The 18,619-nt window shown below is 70.3% G+C and carries 19 protein-coding genes; 6 read left to right on the forward strand and 13 right to left on the reverse strand.

All coding sequences use genetic code 11. The features are described from left to right. Positions 1-6: 6 nt before the first annotated feature. From dacB to RAMLITH_RS24800, 3 genes are all read left to right on the forward strand, one after another. Positions 7-1,401, forward strand: a complete 1,395-nt coding sequence (gene dacB, locus RAMLITH_RS24790) for a D-alanyl-D-alanine carboxypeptidase/D-alanyl-D-alanine endopeptidase (RefSeq protein WP_168110148.1) — start codon at positions 7-9, stop codon at positions 1,399-1,401. Further along, positions 1,398-1,655 (forward strand): SemiSWEET family sugar transporter, encoded by a 258-nt coding sequence (locus RAMLITH_RS24795; RefSeq protein ID WP_168110149.1) that lies wholly within the window; start codon positions 1,398-1,400, stop codon positions 1,653-1,655. Before dacB ends, RAMLITH_RS24795 begins: the two co-directional genes overlap by 4 nt. A gap of 113 nt (positions 1,656-1,768) precedes the next feature. After that, positions 1,769-3,076 (forward strand): lipase family protein, encoded by a 1,308-nt coding sequence (locus RAMLITH_RS24800; protein ID WP_168110150.1) that lies wholly within the window; start codon positions 1,769-1,771, stop codon positions 3,074-3,076. 58 nt (positions 3,077-3,134) lie between these two features. Here the strand turns inward: RAMLITH_RS24800 and RAMLITH_RS24805 are convergent, their stop codons facing one another. The 4 genes from RAMLITH_RS24805 to purE form a co-directional block, all read right to left on the reverse strand. After that, positions 3,135-4,088, reverse strand: coding sequence for an SGNH/GDSL hydrolase family protein (locus tag RAMLITH_RS24805; protein WP_168110151.1), 954 nt, complete (start codon positions 4,086-4,088; stop codon positions 3,135-3,137). Between the two features lie 63 nt (positions 4,089-4,151). After that, positions 4,152-5,153 (reverse strand): L-threonylcarbamoyladenylate synthase, encoded by a 1,002-nt coding sequence (locus RAMLITH_RS24810; RefSeq protein ID WP_168110152.1) that lies wholly within the window; start codon positions 5,151-5,153, stop codon positions 4,152-4,154. A gap of 11 nt (positions 5,154-5,164) precedes the next feature. Continuing rightward, positions 5,165-6,319 (reverse strand): 5-(carboxyamino)imidazole ribonucleotide synthase, encoded by a 1,155-nt coding sequence (locus RAMLITH_RS24815; RefSeq protein WP_337786207.1) that lies wholly within the window; start codon positions 6,317-6,319, stop codon positions 5,165-5,167. Further along, positions 6,316-6,825, reverse strand: coding sequence for a 5-(carboxyamino)imidazole ribonucleotide mutase (gene purE / locus RAMLITH_RS24820; RefSeq protein ID WP_168110153.1), 510 nt, complete (start codon positions 6,823-6,825; stop codon positions 6,316-6,318). Before purE ends, RAMLITH_RS24815 begins: the two co-directional genes overlap by 4 nt. A 124-nt stretch (positions 6,826-6,949) precedes the next feature. Here purE and trxA point away from each other — a divergent pair, with 124 nt between their 5' ends. Continuing rightward, positions 6,950-7,840: a thioredoxin gene (gene trxA, locus RAMLITH_RS24825; RefSeq protein ID WP_168110154.1), complete on the forward strand. Its 891-nt coding sequence runs from the start codon at positions 6,950-6,952 to the stop codon at positions 7,838-7,840. A 30-nt stretch (positions 7,841-7,870) separates the two neighbouring features. Here trxA and RAMLITH_RS24830 read toward each other — a convergent pair whose 3' ends face one another. From RAMLITH_RS24830 to def, 9 genes are all read right to left on the reverse strand, one after another. Then, positions 7,871-8,779: a phosphoribosylaminoimidazolesuccinocarboxamide synthase gene (locus RAMLITH_RS24830; RefSeq protein ID WP_168110155.1), complete on the reverse strand. Its 909-nt coding sequence runs from the start codon at positions 8,777-8,779 to the stop codon at positions 7,871-7,873. 88 nt (positions 8,780-8,867) lie between these two features. Continuing rightward, a complete protein-coding gene (gene fba / locus RAMLITH_RS24835) occupies positions 8,868-9,932 on the reverse strand; it encodes a class II fructose-bisphosphate aldolase (protein ID WP_168110156.1) in 1,065 nt (354 codons plus the stop codon). A gap of 117 nt (positions 9,933-10,049) precedes the next feature. Beyond that, entirely contained in the window at positions 10,050-11,486 is a 1,437-nt protein-coding gene (gene pyk, locus RAMLITH_RS24840) for a pyruvate kinase (RefSeq protein ID WP_168110157.1), read from the reverse strand. Between the two features lie 167 nt (positions 11,487-11,653). Then, entirely contained in the window at positions 11,654-12,847 is a 1,194-nt protein-coding gene (locus RAMLITH_RS24845; RefSeq protein WP_168110158.1) for a phosphoglycerate kinase, read from the reverse strand. Between the two features lie 73 nt (positions 12,848-12,920). Beyond that, positions 12,921-13,259: an AzlD domain-containing protein gene (locus RAMLITH_RS24850; protein WP_168110159.1), complete on the reverse strand. Its 339-nt coding sequence runs from the start codon at positions 13,257-13,259 to the stop codon at positions 12,921-12,923. Next, positions 13,256-13,936, reverse strand: a complete 681-nt coding sequence (locus RAMLITH_RS24855; protein WP_168110160.1) for an AzlC family ABC transporter permease — start codon at positions 13,934-13,936, stop codon at positions 13,256-13,258. The genes RAMLITH_RS24850 and RAMLITH_RS24855 overlap by 4 nt, the downstream gene beginning before the upstream one ends. 56 nt (positions 13,937-13,992) lie before the next feature. After that, entirely contained in the window at positions 13,993-14,955 is a 963-nt protein-coding gene (fmt, locus tag RAMLITH_RS24860; protein ID WP_168110161.1) for a methionyl-tRNA formyltransferase, read from the reverse strand. Positions 14,956-14,971: 16 nt separating this feature from the next. Beyond that, a complete protein-coding gene (locus RAMLITH_RS24865; RefSeq protein ID WP_168110162.1) occupies positions 14,972-15,460 on the reverse strand; it encodes a hypothetical protein in 489 nt (162 codons plus the stop codon). Between the two features lie 19 nt (positions 15,461-15,479). Next, positions 15,480-15,992: a peptide deformylase gene (def, locus tag RAMLITH_RS24870; RefSeq protein ID WP_168110163.1), complete on the reverse strand. Its 513-nt coding sequence runs from the start codon at positions 15,990-15,992 to the stop codon at positions 15,480-15,482. Between the two features lie 202 nt (positions 15,993-16,194). On the opposite strand from def, the gene RAMLITH_RS24875 reads away from it, so the two are divergent. Further along, a complete protein-coding gene (locus RAMLITH_RS24875) occupies positions 16,195-17,430 on the forward strand; it encodes a LysM peptidoglycan-binding domain-containing protein (protein WP_168110164.1) in 1,236 nt (411 codons plus the stop codon). 13 nt (positions 17,431-17,443) lie between these two features. Further along, a complete protein-coding gene (gene dprA, locus RAMLITH_RS24880; RefSeq protein WP_168110165.1) occupies positions 17,444-18,562 on the forward strand; it encodes a DNA-processing protein DprA in 1,119 nt (372 codons plus the stop codon). The last annotated feature ends 57 nt before the right edge of the window (positions 18,563-18,619 follow it).

An 18,619-nucleotide genomic window follows, 5' to 3' on the forward strand; every position in this document is an offset into this window, starting at 1 on the left:
CCCCGGATGCCGCTGCCCCGCTGCGTCGCCCTGCTGCTGATTCTCGCGTCCCTTTCGGTTCGGGCCCAAGCGCTGCCGCCGGAAGTCGAGGCGGCGCTGGCCCGGGGCGGCTTGCCCGTCGATGCCGTCACGGTGCTCGTGGCGGACGCCGATGCGGCCCTGCCGCCGCGCGTGAGCCACCGCACCGAGGTGGCCGTGAACCCGGCGTCGATTGCCAAGCTTGCCACCACGGTGGCTGCGCTGGAACTGCTCGGGCCCGCCTTCACCTGGACCACCGGCGTCTATCTCGACGGACCGGTGCGCGACGGAACCCTCCATGGCGACCTCTACCTCAAGGGCGGCGGCGATCCCAAGCTGGTGGCCGAGCGGCTCTGGCTGCTGCTGCGGCGGGTGCAGGGGCTGGGCATCCGCTTCATCGCCGGCGACATCGTGCTCGATCGCAGCGCTTTCGAAGCAGTGGCGGCCGACCCGGCGGCGTTCGACGGCGAGCCGCTGCGGCCGTACAACGCGGCCCCCGATGCGCTGCTGGTGAACTTCAGGTCGCTGGTGCTGACGTTCACGCCGCAGGCAGGCCAGGCGCGCGTCCACGTCGAGCCGCCGCTGGCGGGCGTGCGCATTCCGTCGACGGTGCCACTTTCGCGGGTTGCATGCGGCGACTGGCGCGGCGGGCTCAAGGCGGACTTCAGCGAGCCCGCACGCATCCGCTTCGCCGGCGCGTATCCTGCGGCCTGTGGTGAACGGGCCTGGCCCCTGGCGTATGCCGACCCCGCAGCCTTCGCGGGACGGGCCATCGCGGGCACCTGGCATGAGGTCGGCGGACGGCTCGGCGGCCGCGTGCGCGACGGCAGCGTTCCGCCCGGCCTGGCGCCCGCCTTCGAGTGGCATTCGCCGCCGCTGGCCGAGATCGTGCGCGACCTCAACAAGTACAGCAACAACGTGATGGCGCAACAGGTGTTCCTCACGCTGAGCCTGCAGCAGCACGGCACCGGGACGCTCGAGGGCTCGCGCGAGGTCCTGCGCCGGTGGTGGCGCGACCGGATCGGTGGCCCGGACGTACCGAACTTCGGCAACGGTTCGGGGCTGTCGCGCGAAGAGCGCATCAGCGCCCGGCAACTCGGTGCGCTGCTGCAACTGGCGTGGCGCTCGCCATTGATGCCCGAGCTGCTGTCGTCGCTGCCTCTGGCGGGCGTCGACGGCACGATGCGCCGCGCCCGCGGCGACGGCGCCGGACTGGCCCACCTCAAGACCGGCAGCCTGCGCGACGTGGCCGGCGTCGCCGGGTTCGTCCATGGCGCCAGCGGCCGCCGCTACGTGCTGGTCGCGATCGCGAACCACGCGCACGCCGCCGCGATCCGGCCGGCGATCGCAGCGCTGGTGGAATGGACGGCGCGCGACCGATGAGCGGGTGGACGGAATTCGTCGGCGGCCTCGCCGCCGTGCTGACCACGTTCAGCTTCGTGCCGCAGGCCTGGCACACCTTCCGCACCCGGGACGTGAGCGGGATCTCGCTGGGCATGTATTCGGTCTTCGCGTGCGGCGTCGCCTTGTGGCTGCTGTACGGGCTCCTGCTCGGCGCCTGGCCGATCGTCGCCGCGAACGGGATCACGCTGGCGCTGGCGCTCGCGATCCTGGCGATGAAACTGCGCTACCGCTGAGTCCGACGGGGCGGGCGCGTGGCAGGACAAACCCGAATGGCGCGCCCGGATCGGCAGGGCTTCGCTAGGATGAGGCGCCCCGCCAGCCGGGAGCTTCATACCAAGGAGACACCATGAGGAAATTCCATGCCCTGACGGCCGTCGCTGCCGCCGTTCTGGTGGCGGCGTGCGGTGGCGGGGGCGGCAATGACCGCGGCGCACTGCTCGAACCGCCGCAGACGGTGGCCACCCTGTCGGCGGCGCAGATCGATGCCGCCACCCAATCCAGCGGCCTGCGGGCACTGAGCGGGCCGGCACAGTGCGATGTCAAGGTCACGCAGCTGCACTATGCGACCGTGGGCGTGAACGGCGAAGAGGCGAACGCCTCCGCCGCGATGCTCGTGCCGGCCGGTGCCTGCGCCGCGGCGAGCCACCCGCTGGTAGCCTACGCCAAGGGCACCGACGTGCAGAAGCCGCGCACGCTCGCCAACCCCACCGACACCGAGACCTTCCTGCTCGCCGCCATGTATGCGGCCCAGGGATACGCCGTCGTCGCAACCGACTATCTCGGGTACGCCAAGTCCACCTACAGCTTCCACCCCTACCTGCACGCCGAGAGCGAGGCGGCGAGCGTCATCGATTCGATCCGCGCGGCGCGCAACGCCGCCCCTTCCCAGGGCGCCGCCTTGTCCGGCAAGGTGATGCTGACGGGCTACTCGCAGGGCGGCCACGCTTCGATGGCCGCGCAACGCGCGATCGAGCGCGACCTGGGAAGCGAGATCGGCATCGCGGCAGCAGCCCATCTCGCAGGCCCCTACAACCTGTCGGGCTCGATGCGCCTCACCAACGCCATCGCCGGCTACCAGTTCTTCGTGCCGTTCCTGGTCACGGCCTGGCAGAAGGTCTACGGCAACCTGTACGGCAGCGTGACCCAGGCGTTCAAGGCGCCGTACTCGAACTACATCGAGACGCTGCTGCCCAACCCGACCATGACGTACGCCACGCTGGTGACCAGCGGCACCTTGCCGGGCGGCCCGGGCGTCAGCCCTGACCAGGCGCGCGACCTGGTCTTCCAGCCGGCCTTCCTGGCCGACATCCAGACCAATCCCGACAACGCGGTGGTGCAGGCGGCGCGCAAGAACGACCTGCTCGGCTGGAACCCGCGGTCGCGCACCTTGCTGTGCGGCGGCGCGGGTGACCCGACCGTCCCGGGCGCATTGCACATGGGTGTGGCGCAGGCCGACTTCGCCAGCCGCGGACTGTCGAACGTCACTTCAGTGGACGTCGACCCGATGGTCAGGGCGGCGTTCGGCGTGAACGGCCAGGCACCGGCCGATCCCGCCAGCGCGGCGTTCGCCACCTATTACGCCAACTACCACGGCACCTACGAGCCGCCGCTGTGCCACGCGCAGGCGCGGGCGCTGTTCAACACGGTGCGTTGATGAGCCAGCGGCACCAGAAGAAAAGCGCCCCGCGGGGCGCTTTCTTCCGGCCTGCGTATCACCAGCGTTGCCGGATGCGGGTGTAGGCGTAGTCGCCGAAGGCCCGATGCGCCGCCGGCGTCGGGTAGATGCGATCGGCGAAGACGAACAGGTTGTAGTTCACGTTCGCCGGCACGGTGGCCGTCGTGCAGCGGGCCGAATTCACCTGCCCGGCCCCGGTGCCGATCCCCGGGCCGGGATCCACCGAAGTGCAGACGGGATCGACCGAATTGGTCATGCCGTAGACGCTGGGCTCCGCGACCATGATGTTGAACACCAGCGGCGCGTCGACGTACAGCACGTTGCGGCCCAGGTCGACCATGGCCACCAGCAGCTGTTCGTTGAAGCGGGCGCTGGCATCGGACAACAGCTGCTCCTGGCCCGTCGCGCGGGCCCAGGGCGAGCGCCCGAGGTCGTAGGTGCCGACCACGACGACATGCGGCGCGCCGGCGTCCACCAGCCGGCGGACCTGGGCGGCCAGGTCGCGGCCCACCTGCTTCAGTTCCTCCATCATCTGGTCGCGCGTCTGCGTGCCCGCCGTGACCCTGGCCATCTCGGCCACCACGTCGGCCGTGCCGGCATTGACGATCAGCACGTCGGTGGCGCCGATCGGGCCGCGCGCCAGGAAGGCATCGATCTGCTCGGCGACCGTGGGCGTCGCGCCGTTGCCGGCGGCGTCCGGCTTGCGGCTGACGCGCGCATTGCCCGTCGCGAACGCGGTGCCGCCCGCGGCGGCCGGCTTGAGGTCGACGCCGAAGCTCAGCGCGACGTGCTGGGTCCAGATGTCGATGCCGCCGTCATTGACCGTGTAGCTCGAACCGGTCTGGCCCACGTCGGCCAGGCCGTCGCCGAAGGTGACGATGCGCGACGGGTGCAATTCGGATTCGATGGTCCCCGAGCCGCAGCCCGCCAGCACCAGCACCGCGGCGCTGGCCGCGGCGAGCAGGGCGCGGCGCATCCATACACAAGACATGAGCGATTCTCCAAAAGGCTGGGACGCCAGTGTAACGAGGCGGCAGCGCGCCCGGCGCGGCTCCTAGCGCACCGATGCCCGCTGCAGCCGGTCGCGCACGCCGTCCCACTCCGGGCCGGCCGGCGGCGCTTCCACCCAGATCAACTGCACGCCGGCATCGTCGAAGTCGCGCAAGGCGGCGAACAGCTCGCGTGCGGCTTGCGCCGGGTCGCCGGGCATGCGCCGCAGGAGCACCTGATGCGAATCGCTGTGCAGCGCCGAGCGGGCATACACGGCGATCCGCGGGGCGTCGGGCCCGAGGACGGCCAGCGCCGTGCGCAGCGAACGCGCGTCCATCAGCCGCACGGTCGCCCGCGGCGCATAGTGTGACTCCAGCGTGCCGGAGGCGCGCGGCGCGGCTTGCGGTTGCGCCGCTTCCTGCGGCAGCAGCAGCCGCTGGCCGCAGGCTGCGCTCACGGCGTCCACCGTCAGCACGCCCGGACGCAGCAGCACCGGCACGCCCCGGGTGCAGTCGACGATGGTCGACTCGATGCCGACGTCGCACGGACCGCCATCGAGCACCAGCAGGCCGTCGCCGAACTCCGAGCGCACGTGCTGCGCCGTGGTGGGGCTGACGCGTCCGAACTTGTTGGCGCTGGGCGCCGCCAGGCCGGCCATCGGCGGCGTGGCGTTCGCGCACGCCAGGAGCAAGGCATGCGCCACCGGATGGGCCGGACAGCGCAGCCCGATCGACGACTGTCCGCCCGCCGCGGCGGCAGCGCGCCCCGGACGGCGCGGCAGGATCAGCGTCAACGGCCCCGGCCAGAAGGCGGCGATCAGCCGGCTCGCGAACTCCGGGATCGCGGCGGCGAAGTGCGGCGCCGCGGCGGCATCGGCGACGTGCACGATCAGCGGGTGATCGCTGGGCCGCCCCTTGGCGGCGAAGATCTTCGCGACGGCGGCTTCGTTGTCGGCATCGGCCGCCAGGCCATACACCGTCTCCGTGGGAACGCCGACCAGTTCGCCGGCGGCGAGCGTCCGCACCGCCTGCGCGATGCCGGCAGGAGCGCGGCCGTCGACGATCAAGGCCTGCTCCCTCAGAACGGCTCGATGCCCAGCACGCGAGCCGCCTGCAGTGCGATGCCGCGCACTGCATCGGTCGTGGCGCCGGTCACTGTGAGATGCCCCATCTTGCGGCCCGGACGCGCGCTGAGCTTGCCGTACAGGTGCAGGTGCACGCCGGGCAGGGCGAGCACCTGTTCCCACGGCGGCGGCGCTTCGGCGCCGCCGGAGAACCAGAGGTCACCCAGCAGATTGAGCATGATGGCCGGGCTGTGCAGGCGCGGCTGCACCAGCGGCAGCCCGGCCAGCGTGCGCACCTGCAGCTCGAACTGCGAGACGTCGCACGCGTCCATGCTGTAGTGGCCACTGTTGTGCGGACGCGGCGCCATCTCGTTGACGACCAGGGAGCCGTCCTGCAACAGGAAGAACTCCACGCAGAGCACGCCCACGTAGCGCAGGCCGTCGGCGATGGCTCGGGTGGCCTCGATGGCGCGGGCGGCCGTCGCCTCTGGCAAGGCACCGGTCCCGGCTTCGGTCACGGCGAGGATCCCGCCCCGGTGCAGGTTCCACTGGGCCGGCAGGTGCACCATGGCGCCGTCGTGGCTGCGCGCCACGATCACCGAGCACTCGGCCGCCAGGGGCAGCAGCTGCTCGAGCACGCAAGGCACTTTCTTCAGATCGTCCCACGCGCGGGCGAGTTCGTCGCGCGTCGCCACGCGCAACTGGCCCTTGCCGTCATACCCGAGGCGCGAGGTCTTCAGGATGCCGGGGAGGAGGTGCTCCGGCACGCGCTCGAGGTCGGACGCGCTCTCGAGCACCGCGTGCGGTGCGCACGCCACCCCGCAGCGGATGAAATGCGCCTTCTCCTGGGCCCGGTCCTGCGCAATGGCGACGGCATCGGGACCGGGTGCGACCGGACGGTGGGCGCCGAGCGTCGCCAGCGCGGGGGCCGGCACGTTCTCGAATTCGGTCGTGATCGCCGCGCTGCGCTGCAACAGCTGCGCCAGGCCGTCCTGGTCCAGGTAACCGGTCTTGACGTGGTAATGGCTCACCAGCCCGGCGGGGCTGGCCGGATCCGGATCGAGCACCGCCGTGAAATAGCCCAGCCGCTGCGCTGCGTGCACGAACATGCGCCCCAGCTGGCCGCCGCCCATGACGCCCAGCGTTGCGCCCGGCAGGATGACCGTCACGAGGCCGCTCCGGCCGGCGGCAGCGTCATGTCCCGGGCCGCCTGCGTCTGCCGCACACGATACGCCTCGAGCCGTGCCCGCAGGGCCGGCTGCTCGCTGGCCAGCATCGCCACCGCGAACAACGCGGCGTTGGCGGCGCCGGCGGCGCCGATGGCGAAGGTCGCCACCGGGATCCCCTTGGGCATCTGCACGATGCTGTGGAGCGAATCGACGCCTTGCAGGTGCCGGCTCGGCACGGGGACGCCCAGCACCGGCACCGGCGTCTTCGCCGCGAGCATGCCCGGCAGGTGGGCCGCGCCCCCGGCACCGGCAATGATCGCCTTCAGGCCGCGCCCGGCCGCGGCCGAGGCATACGCGAACATGTCGTCCGGCATCCGGTGGGCCGAAACGATCTGCGCCTCATGCGCGATGCCGAATTCCTGGAGAATGGCGACGGCGTGCTGCATGGTGTCCCAGTCGCTGCTGGAACCCATCACCACGCCGACCTGGACCTGGACGGCGCTCATGCCGCCTCCCGCCGCAGGGCGTCGGCGCAGTGGCTGCCGGCGAGGCAGCGCGCGAGGGTGGCGCGATGGTCCATAAAATTCCCAAAGACCGCAATTTTATTGGTTTGCACTCCAGGAAGCCCCGATGATCGACGTCACGCTGCAGAACTTCGAAGCCGAGGTGATCACCGCCTCCAGGTCCGTCCCCGTGCTGGTGGACTTCTGGGCCACCTGGTGCGGCCCCTGCAAGGTGATCGGCCCGCTGCTGGAAAAGCTGGAAACGCAGTACGGCGGCCGCTTCAAGCTGGTCAAGATCGACTCCGACCAGGAGCAGCAGCTCGCTGCCGCCTTCGGCATCCGCAGCATCCCCACCTGCATCCTGCTGATGGACGGCCAGCCGGTCGACGGCTTCATGGGCGCGCTGCCCGAGGGCAAGATCAAGGAGTTCCTGGACAAGCACCTGCCGCCGGCACCGGAAGCCGAGGAGGAGTTCCTCGAGGAGGAGGCGCCCGGTGACGCCGGCTCGCAACTCGAGAAGCTGCAGCACGCGGTGGCGACCGATCCCGCGAACGACGACGCCCGCTTCGAGTACGTCAAGAACCTGCTGCTGGCGGGGCGCACCGATGACGCCAAGGTGGCGTTCGCGCCGGTGATCGGCAAGGTGCCGGCCGTGCGCCGGTTCGATTCGCTGCAGCGCTGGATGGATGCGCTCGACTTCGCGCAAGGCGCCGACGGCCCGGCGGCCATGGCGGACCTGGACGCGAAGATCGCCGCCAACCGCCGCGACTTCGATGCGCGCCACGGCAAGGCGCGGCTGCTGATGGCGCAGCAGCAGTGGACCAAGGCGATGGACGAACTGCTCGAGATCCTGATGCGCGACAAGTCCTGGAACGAGGAGCTGGCGCGCAAGACCTTCATCGCGATCCTGGACATCATCGAGCCGCCGAAGCCGAAGGTGGCCGAAGGCCAGATACCGCCCGACGATCCGACGGTGGCGACTTATCGCCGGCGCTTGTCGAGCGTCGTGCTGAGTTGAAGGCCGACCTCTGCGGCCGGGTGACCGCCTTCAGGCAAGCAGCCGGTCCAGCGCCTCGCGGTACTTCGCGGACGTCTTCTCGATCACGTCCTGCGGCAGGCGCGGCGCGGGCGGCGTCTTGTCCCAGGGCTTGCCGTTGATGCGCACCTGCTCCAGCCAGTCGCGCACGAACTGCTTGTCGAAGCTCGGCGGATTGGCGCCCGCGCGGAACGCCTCGTCGTACCCTTCGACCGGCCAGTAACGCGACGAATCGGGCGTCAGCACCTCGTCCATCAGCACCATCCGGCCCTGCTCGTCCAGCCCGAACTCGAACTTGGTGTCGGCGATGATCATGCCCTTGGTCCGGGCGAACGCCGCCGCCTCCCGGTACAGCGCGATGCTGGTGTCGCGGATCTGCGCCGCGAGTTGCGGCCCGACGATGCGCACCACTTCGTCGAAGCCGATGTTCTCGTCGTGCTGGCCCATCTCCGCCTTGTGCGCCGGCGTGAAGATCGGCTCGGGCAGCGGGCTCGCGTTCTTCAGGCCGGGCGGCAGCGCGACGCCGCACACCGACTGCGACTCCTGGTACTCCTTCCATCCGCTGCCGGCCAGGTAGCCACGCACCACGGCTTCCACCGGGATCGGCTTCAGGCGCCGCACGAGCATCGAGCGTCCGGTGACCTGCGGCGCTTCCGCCGGCGTGACGACGCTTTCCGGCGGTTCGCCGGTCAGGTGGTTGGGACACACGTGGCCCAGCTTGCCGAACCAGAACAGCGCCATCTTCGTGAGCAGCTCGCCCTTGCCGGGAATGGGCTCGCCCATGATGACGTCGAACGCCGACAGGCGGTCGCTCGCCACCATCAGGATGCGGTCGCTGCCGACGGCGTAGTTGTCGCGGACCTTGCCGCGCGCCAGCAGCGGCAGCGACGTGATGGAGGAGGTGTGAAGGGCGGAAGTCATGGGCGGCTCACCAATGCAAAAGGCCCGTTGCGGCAACGGGCCTTTCGATTATCGCTCCGGGCGCTGGGAGCCTGGGCGGCAGAGGCTCCTAGGCGACGACCTGCGCCAGTTCGCCCTTGGCGTACTTGGCGGCCACCACCTGCAGCGGCTCGCCCTTGATCTTGCCGCCCTGCCCCTCGCAGCCGAACTGGATGTAGCGCTGCTTGCAGATCTGCCTGGCCGCCTCGCGGGCGGGCTTCATCCAGTCGCGCATGTCGAACTTCTCGGGATTCTCGGCCATGAACTTGCGCACGGCGCCGGTCATCGCCAGCCGGATGTCGGTGTCGATGTTGATCTTGCGCACGCCGTGCTTGATCGCTTCCTGGATCTCCTCGACCGGCACGCCGTAGGTTTCCTTCATGTTGCCGCCGTACTGGCGGATGATCGCCAGCAGTTCCTGCGGCACGCTGGAGGATCCGTGCATCACGAGGTGGGTGTTGGGGATGCGCCGGTTGATTTCCTTGATCCGGTCGATCGCGAGGATGTCGCCCGTGGGCTTGCGGGTGAACTTGTAGGCGCCGTGGCTGGTGCCGATGGCGATCGCCAGCGCGTCGAGCTGGGTCTTGCGCACGAAGTCGGCGGCCTGCTCGGGGTCGGTCAGGAGCTGGTCGCGCGTCATGGTGGCCTCGGTGCCGTGGCCGTCCTCCTTGTCGCCGCGCATCGTCTCGAGCGACCCCAGGCAACCGAGCTCGCCCTCGACGGTGACGCCCAGCTTGTGCGCCTGTTCGACGACCTTGCGCGTCACGTCCACGTTGTAATCGTAGCTGGCGATCGTCTTGCCGTCCGCCTCGAGCGAGCCGTCCATCATCACGGAGGAGAAGCCCAGCTCCATGGCGCCCTTGCAGACGTCGGGACTCTGGCCATGGTCCTGGTGCATCACCAGGGGAATGTTCGGATAGGCCTCGACCGCGGCCTGGATCAGGTGCTTGATGAACGACTCGCCGGCGTACTTGCGGGCGCCGGCGCTGGCCTGCAGGATCACCGGCGCGCCGGTCTCCTTGGCAGCTTCCATCACGGCCTGGACCTGCTCCAGGTTGTTGACGTTGAACGCGGGGATGCCGTAGCCGTTGGCTGCGGCATGGTCCAGCAGTTCGCGCATGGAGACGATTGGCATGGTGGGATCCTAGGGAGTTGAAAAACCGGCGTGCCTGGGACGTCGAGGCAGTTGCCGGAAATTCTACCCACGGCTCTGCGCTGGCGGGGCCGCGACGCTACTGTCGAGCGACCGCGCTCAGGTCGCGCGCACGATCTTCAGCATGTTGGTGCCGCCGGGCGCGCCCATCGGCTCGCCGCACGTGATCGCGTAGATGTCGCCGCTGCCGACGATGCCTCGCTTCTTCAGGTGCGCCTCGGCTTCGCCCAGCGCCGTGTCCCGGTCGGCGCTCTGATCGAGCAGCAGCGGGCGCACGTTGCGGAACAAGGCCATGCGCCGCTGCGTCGCGAGCTTGGGCGTGAGCGCGTACATCGGGATGTGGATGCGATGCCGGCTCATCCAGAGCGCGGTGGAACCGGAATCGGTCAGCGCGACGATCGCCTTGCAGCCCAGGTGGTAGGCGGTGAACAGCGCGCCCATGGCGATCGAGTGGTCGATGCGCGCAAACGTCTTGCCGGAAAAATCGGCGTCGAGCTTGACCTCCTCCGCCTTCTCCGCCTCCAGGCAGATGTTCGCCATTTCGACGATCGTCTCCAGCGGGTAGCGGCCGGTCGCCGTTTCGGCGCTCAGCATCACGGCGTCGGTGCCATCGAGCACGGCGTTGGCGACGTCGCTGACCTCGGCGCGCGTAGGCACCGGATTCATGATCATCGACTCCATCATCTGGGTCGCGGTGATCACCACCTTGTCGCACTCGCGCGCCATCCGGATCATGCGCTTCTGCAGCGCGGGCACGGCGGCGTTGCCGACTTCCACGGCGAGGTCGCCGCGCGCGACCATGATGCCGTCGCTCGCCTTGAGGATGGACTCGAGGTTCGGGATCGCCTCGGCGCGCTCGATCTTCGCGATCAGGCCGGGGCGGTGCCGCAGCTCGGCGCCGGCCACGTTGCACAGCTGGCGCGCCATCTCCATGTCGGTCGCGTTCTTCGGAAAGCTCACGGCGACGTAGTCGGCGCGGAAGCTCATCGCGGTGCGGATGTCCTCCATGTCCTTGGCGGTGAGCGCGGGGGCGGTGAGGCCGCCGCCCATCTTGTTGATGCCCTTGTTGTTGGACAGCTCGCCGCCCTGCTTGACGGTCGTGCGGACCTGCTCGCCCTTGACCGAATCGACGGTGAGCACGATCAGCCCGTCGTTGAGCAGCAGCACGTCGCCGGCCTTCACGTCGCGCGGCAGTTCCTTGTAGTCCAGGCCCACGCCCTGGTGATCGCCCGGCTCGGCGCGCGAAGCATCCAGCACGAACTTGGTGCCAGATTCCAGGTGGACCTTGCCGTCGGCGAACTTGCCGACTCGGATCTTGGGGCCCTGGAGGTCGGCCATGATCGCGACCTCGCGGCCAGCGCGCGTGGCCGCTTCGCGCACGAGGCTGGCGCGATTCACGTGGTCGTCGGCGGTGCCATGGCTGAAGTTCAGGCGCACGACGTTGACGCCGGCGCGGATCATCTGTTCCAGCAGCGCGGGATCGCTGGAGGCGGGGCCGAGCGTGGCGACGATCTTGGTGGCGCGACGGACTGCCATGTCAGGCCTCCTTCGTGGACACGCGCGCTGCGCCGGACGAACGGAAGGGTGGTTGCGGGATCAGGTGCGCGTGCATGGAACGACTGGTTGTTGTTGGGTGATGCATTCTGGGGCCAGGGCGCGGCGTCGGCTGCGGCATCGCCGGATGGGGCCGCGCGCGGCGCTGGTCAGGCCGACGCCCGCCGCTGCAGGATGTCGAACGCCGGCAGCGTCTTGCCCTCGAGCACCTCGAGGAAGGCGCCGCCGCCGGTGGAGATGTAGCCGATCTGGCGCTCGATGCCGTACTTGGCGATCGCGGCGAGCGTGTCGCCGCCGCCGGCGATGCTGAACGCGCTCGATGCGGCGATGGCGCGGGCAATGGTTTCCGTGCCCTTGGCGAACGCGTCGAATTCGAAGACGCCGACCGGCCCGTTCCAGACGATGGTGCCGGCCGCCTTCAGCTGCCCGGCGAGGCGCTCGGCCGTCTTCGGCCCGATGTCCAGGATCAGGTCGTCGTCGGCCACTTCGGTGGCGGCTTTCACGGTGGCCGGCGCGTCCGCGGCGAAAGTCTTGGCCGTCACGACGTCGACCGGGATCGGCACCTCGGCGCCGCGCGACTTCATCGCGTCGATCACGGCCGCCGCCTCGGCCACGAGGTCGGCCTCGGCCAGCGACTTGCCGATCTTGAGGCCCGCCGCGAGCATGAAGGTGTTGGCGATGCCGCCGCCGACGATCAGCTGGTCGACGTTGCGAGCCAGCGACCTGAGGATCGTGAGCTTGGTGGACACCTTGGAGCCGGCCACGATCGCGACCAGCGGCCGCTTGGGGTTGGCCAGCGCCTTGCCGATCGCGTCGATCTCGGCCGCCAGCAAGGGCCCGGCGCAGGCAATCCTGGCGTATTCGGCGATGCCGTAGGTGGACGCTTCGGCGCGGTGCGCGGTCCCGAACGCGTCGTGCACGAAGATGTCGCACAGCGCGGCCATCTTCTTCGCCAGCTCGGGGTTATTCTTCTTCTCGCCCTTGTTCACCCGGCAGTTCTCGAGCAGCACGACCTGGCCCGGCTGGACGGAGACCCCGTCGACCCAGTCGCGCACCAGCGGCACCTCGCGCCCGAGCAGTTCGCCCAGACGCTGCGCGACCGGCGCCAGCGAATCCTCGGGCTTGAACTCGCCTTCGGTCGGCCGACCGAGGTGCGAGGTCACCATCACGGCGGCGCCGGCGTCCAGCGCCATCCGGATCGCCGGCACCGAGGCGCGGATGCGGGTGTCCTCGGTAATCCGGCCCGCATCGTCCTGCGGCACGTTGAGGTCGGCGCGGATGAAGACGCGTTGCCCGGCAACCTTGCCCTGGGCACAGAGATCGGAAAAGCGCAGCACATGCATGGCGGGTCTTTGGCTCCGGCGAAAACTCCACATTCTAGGGAGGCCCGCGGCGGTCGAGTTGGGCTCGGACCTCCTACCAGCCCAAGCCGACGTGGAGCGGCAGGTACACGGCCATGCCACCGGCGATCGTGAGCAGCACGCTGTGCCGCCAGAAATACAGTGCCGCGCCCGCCACCGAGCCGAACAGGCGCGCGTCCTGCCAGCTGGCGATCACCTGGCCCTGCTGCATCACGACCTCGGGCGCCACGACGCCGGCGAGCGCCGCCACCGGGGCGTAATGCAGTGCGCGGTGCGCCCATCCCGGCATGGTCCAGGGCCGGTCGAGGATGAAGAAGAAGCAGCGGGTGAGCACCGTCACGCCGGCGAGGCCAACGATCGCGGCCAGGGTCCACCAGTCGGTCTGGGCGTTCATGCCGCCTGGCCCCTCCAGGCGCGCGGCAGGCGGTGTTCCAGCCAGAAGCCGGCCAGCACCGCCGCCGCGATCGCCGCCACGATGTTGAGTTTGAGCGGGAACGCGTACGCCGCGACGGCGGCGGCGCCGGCGACCAGCGCCGCCATCAGCCGCGCAGGCGTGCTGGCCAGCGAACAGAGGATCCCGATCAGGCACAGGACGCCGGCGAATCCCAGTCCCCACGCGCTGGGGATCAGGTTGGCCAGGACGATGCCGACGACGCTCGTGCCCATCCAGCTGCACCAGGTGACGCCATAGTTGCCGGCCAGGTACGCCTCCTGCTCGTGCCGCTGCTGCGGCGTCTCTCCGGGGGTGGGGAACTGGCGCGTGAACAGCGCATAGCTGAGGTCGGCCGTGAGATAGCCGTTCACGAGCCGCCGCCAGCGCGGCAGGTGCATCAGGTAAGGCCGCAGGTGCAGGCTGAACACCACGAAGCGCAGGTTGACGCAGAAACCGGTGGCGAGGATGACCCAGATCGGCGCCCCGGCCACGATCAGCGGGATCGCCGCCAGCTGCGAACTGCCGGCATAGACGAGAAAGGTCATCGCCAGTGCTTCGACGACGCTCATGCCGGACTTGACCATCGCCACGCCGGTCATCAGGCCCCAGGCGGAGATGCCGGCCGCGAGCGGCGCCATGTCGCGAGCGCCGGCGCGAAAGGCCGGGTGCCGGAAGTTCGAAGGCGCGAAGAACACTACTGGCCCGCTTGCAGCATGGCCCCGGCCGCGACGGGGAAGCCGCGCAGGAAGTCGGCCACCGCCAGGCGCTTGCCGCCCGCGCGCTGCAACTGCATCAGGCGCAGCGCGCCCGAACCACAGGCCACGACGATGCCGGAGCCGTCGGCCGCCAGGACGGTGCCGGGCCGCGCGCCGGCGGCGTCAGGTTCGACCTGGCAGCGCCACACCTTCACCGGCTCACCGGAGATGAGCGTGGAGGCGCCGGGGAAGGGGTCGAAAGCCCGGACGCGGCGGCCGATGACCTCCGCCGGCTGCGCCCAGTCGATGGCCGCTTCGTTCTTTTCGATCTTGTGCGCGTAGGTGACGCCCCCGGCGGGTTGCGCCACGGGGTGCAAGCCGCCGCAGGCGGCCAGTTCGATCGCCTCGACGATCAGGCGCGCACCGAGCGCGGCCAGCTTGTCGTGCAGCGATGCGGTGGTGTCGTCGGCGGCGATCGGCAGGCGTTCGACGAGCAGCATGTCCCCGGTGTCCAGCCCGGCGTCCATCTGCATGATGGTGATGCCGGTCTCGGGGTCGCCCGCTTCGAGCGCGCGGTGGATCGGGGCCGCGCCGCGCCAGCGGGGCAGCAGCGACGCATGGATGTTGAGGCAACCGAGGCGCGGCAGCTGCAACACCCACTGCGGCAGGATCAGCCCGTACGCGGCCACCACCATCAGGTCCGGCCGCGCTGCCTCGAGCGCCGCGCGCGCCGCGAGCGCGTCGTCGGGGTACTTGCCGTCCAGCCGCAGGCTGCGCGGCTGCGCCACCGGGATGCCGTGGTCGACGGCGAAGCACTTGACCGGCGAGGCCTGCAGCTTCATGCCGCGGCCGGCCGGCCGGTCGGGCTGCGACAACACCAGCGGAATGGCGACCCCGCTCGCGTGCAGCCGCTCGAGGGCGGCGCGGGCGAACTCCGGAGTGCCGGCGAAGACGACGCGCATCGGTGTCACAGGTCCGTCAGTCGCGGTCCCGCGGTGTGTTGATGAACTCCATGCCGGGATGGGCCCGCCCCACGACGCCCTGCTCGTCGAGATAGACGAAATAGAACATGTCGCTGTTGTCGCGGTCCTTCCAGCGGTACGTCATGATGGGGCCGCTCCAGCTGGTGACGCGATCCACCTTCGCCGGCCGGCCGAACTCGCGTTCCACGTCCGCACCCGTCCAGGTGCCCGACTGGATCCGGTTGAACTCGTTGGCCGTCAGCACCTGCCGTGCACGGACCACCTTGCCGCCGGCGTCCAGGTCGACCATCCAGGCGTACTGCCCGAACGGCTGCAGCGAGTACTGCAACCGCTCGCCGCCGTCCAGGCGCACGATGCGCGTCGGCGGGCCCATGCGCGCCAGCACGGCATCGCGCGGCGTGCCCGGCTGGATGTCGTAGCCATGGAACGGACTGGCGCAACCGGCCGCGAGCGCGGCGGCGGCGAGCCACGGGAACTTGCGCATGCGTCGTCGCCGCGCCGGTTCAGGCGCGCTCCGTTTCACGCCTGGCCTTGAGCATCTTGGCCTTGATGCGATTGCGCTTCAGCGGCGAGAGGTACTCGACGAACACCTTGCCAAGCAGGTGATCCATCTCGTGCTGGATGCACACTGCCAACAGGCCTTCGGCCTCGATGATGCGGGAGTTGCCGTCGCGGTCGAGCGCCTGGACCTTGACGGCCGAGGAACGCTCCACGCCGTCGTAGACGCCAGGCACCGACAGGCAGCCTTCGTCGTTGACCTGCTTTTCCGGGCTGGCCCAGGTGATCTCCGGATTGATCAGGACCAGCGGGGCGTTGCGCTCCTCCGACACGTCGATGACCACCACCCGCTCGTGCACGTCGACCTGGGTCGCGGCCAGGCCGATGCCATTGGCGTCGTACATGGTTTCGAGCATGTCGCCCACCAGGGCGGCCACGCGGGCGTCGACGGCGCGCACCGGCTTGGCCACCGTGTGGAGGCGGGGATCGGGATAGCAGAGGATCGGGAGGAGGGCCATTTGGAATCGGCGAATGCTGGCGTATTTGACCACCGGCGCGGCCGCCGGGTTCTCGGTGCAGGGTGTCGCTATTTTCGCCACTTTCCCGGGACCGGGCAGGCGCCCACGGCCATAAACGTTGCCCAATCAAGGGCTTGAGCGCAGAATCGCCAGTACTTTATCAAGAGAGACGGCCCCGGCTGCCGGGGGCGTTGCGGTCCTGATGCACCAACACAGCCACCTCGAGACGACCCGCCGCACCACCGCCCGCCGCGCCGCCGCCCTGCTGCCGGCCTGGCTGCTCGTCGCGGCGCTGGGCGCGCCGGCCGCGGCGCAGAACTTCCCGGTGACGCCGGCCCAGCGCGGCACCGCCGAGCAGGTCGCCGCCGCAGGCGTGCCGCTGTCCGAACTGGCGCCGGACGCCCCGGACACGTACACCGTCAAGCGCGGCGACACCTTGTGGGGCATCTCCGGTGTGTTCCTGGCCCGCCCCTGGCGCTGGCCGGAGCTGTGGGGCATGAACCTGCAGGACATCCGCAATCCCCACCTGATCTATCCCGGCCAGCAACTGGTGCTGGAGCGGCGCGACGGCCGCGCCACCCTGCGGGTACGGCAGGCGGCCGCCGGCGACCTGCCAACCGAGACCGTGCGTGTGTCGCCACGGGTGCGCATCGAGCCGCTGTCCGGATCGGCCGTGCCGGCGGTGCAGACCCACCTGATCGAGGCGTTCCTGTCGGAGCCCGTCATCGTCGACGAGGCGGCGCTCCTGCAGGCGCCGCGGATCGTCGCCGCGTCCGAGACCCGCGTGCTGATCACCCGCGGCGACCGCGCGTATGTCCGGGGCCCGACCGAGACCCCGCTGCAGCGCAGCGCGGGCGCGACCGAATACCGCGTGTTCCGCAATGCCCGTCCGATCAAGGATCCGGTGACCAGCGCCGTCCTCGGATACGAAGCGCCTTACCTCGGGAAGGCGAGCCTCGTGCGTGGCGAAACGGTGCAGGCCGTGCGCACGTCCAGTGGCGGACAGCAGCAGATGCCGGTGCCGGCCACGATCGACATCGTCTCGGCCAAGGAAGAGATGCGCGTCGGCGACCGGCTGCTGCCCGAGCCGCCGCGCGTTTTCACCAGCTACGTGCCGCATGCGCCCGCCGCCGGCCTGGAAGGCACGATCGTGTCGATCTACGGCGAAGCCGTCGCGATCGCGGGCCAGAGCCAGGTCGTCCTGATCAACAAGGGGACAGCCGACGGGATCGAGAGCGGCCACGTCTTCGCGATCCTCAAGGCCGGTGACCGGCGCGTGGACCGCTCGCAGCCGGGCGAGCGCACCGACATCAAGCTGCCGGACGAGCGCAACGGGCTGCTGATGGTGTTCCGGCCGTTCGAGAAGCTTTCCTACGCGCTGATCCTGGAGATCAGCGACACCGTGCAGGTTGGCGACCGGATCGCCAGCCCGCAGTAGCCGCCGCGTCGCCATGGAGCGCGAGGAGCTGGCCGCCTGGCTGCGGCTGGCGCTCACGCCGGGCGTGGGCAACCTGGTGGCGCGCCGCCTGCTCGCTGCCTTCGGGCTCCCTGCCACCGTCTTCGCACAACCTGCCGCCGCACTGCGGCAGCTCGCCACCGAAACCCAGGTGCAAGCGCTGGCCGCGGAGCCGCCGGAACTGGCCGCGCAGCTGGAAACGACCTGGACCTGGCTGCAGGAGGCCGCACCGGCGCCGCGTCGCATCCTCACCCTCGCCGACGCCGCCTATCCGGAGGCACTGCTGCGCACGGAGGACCCTCCGCCGATGCTGTACGTGACCGGCGAGGTGCCGGCCACGTGGCCGCGGGCCGTGGCCGTGGTCGGCAGCCGCAATCCCACTCCCCAGGGCCTCGCAAACGCCCGCCGCTTCGGCCGCAGCCTGGCCGAGGCGGGCCTCACCGTGGTGTCGGGGCTGGCGCTCGGCATCGACGGCGCAGCGCATGAAGGCGCCCTCGAGGGCGCGGCGCCGGACCGGCTCGCCACCATCGCCGTCGTCGGAACCGGGCTGGACCGCGTCTACCCGCGGCAACACCTGCAACTGGCACACGACGTCGCCCGCCGTGGCCTGCTGGTGAGCGAATACCCGCTCGGCACCCCGCCCCTGCCGGAGAACTTCCCCAGGCGCAATCGCATCATCGCGGCGCTCAGCGAAGGCACGGTGGTGGTCGAGGCGGCCCTGCGCTCGGGCTCCCTGATCACCGCGCGGCTGGCGGCCGAACAGGGCAAGGAGGTCTTCGCCATCCCGGGCTCGATCCACTCGCCACAGGCCCGCGGCTGCCATGCGCTTCTGAAGCAGGGAGCCAAGCTGGTCGAGACCGCGCAGGACGTGCTGGAGGAGCTGAGCGTGGTGCCCGCGGCGACCGGGTCGACACCCGCCGGGCCCGCCGCCGGGAGCGGGCGCGAGGACGAGGTGCTGGCAGCGCTGGGGTTCGATCCGGTGAGCCTGGACGCGCTCGTCGCGCGCACGGGCATCGCGCCGTCCGTGCTGCAGGCGCGGCTGCTGGAGCACGAACTCGCCGGCCTCGTCGTGCGCTTGCCCGGAGGCCTGTTCCAGCGCGGTGACACCGCATGACGCTGAGGTCGCGGCGCAACACTCTTCGCACGCTGTTTACCGGTCGCCCCCGCGTTC

Origin of the sequence: Ramlibacter lithotrophicus (assembly GCF_012184415.1) — a bacterium.
Taxonomy (GTDB): Bacteria; Pseudomonadota; Gammaproteobacteria; order Burkholderiales; family Burkholderiaceae_C; genus Ramlibacter; species Ramlibacter lithotrophicus.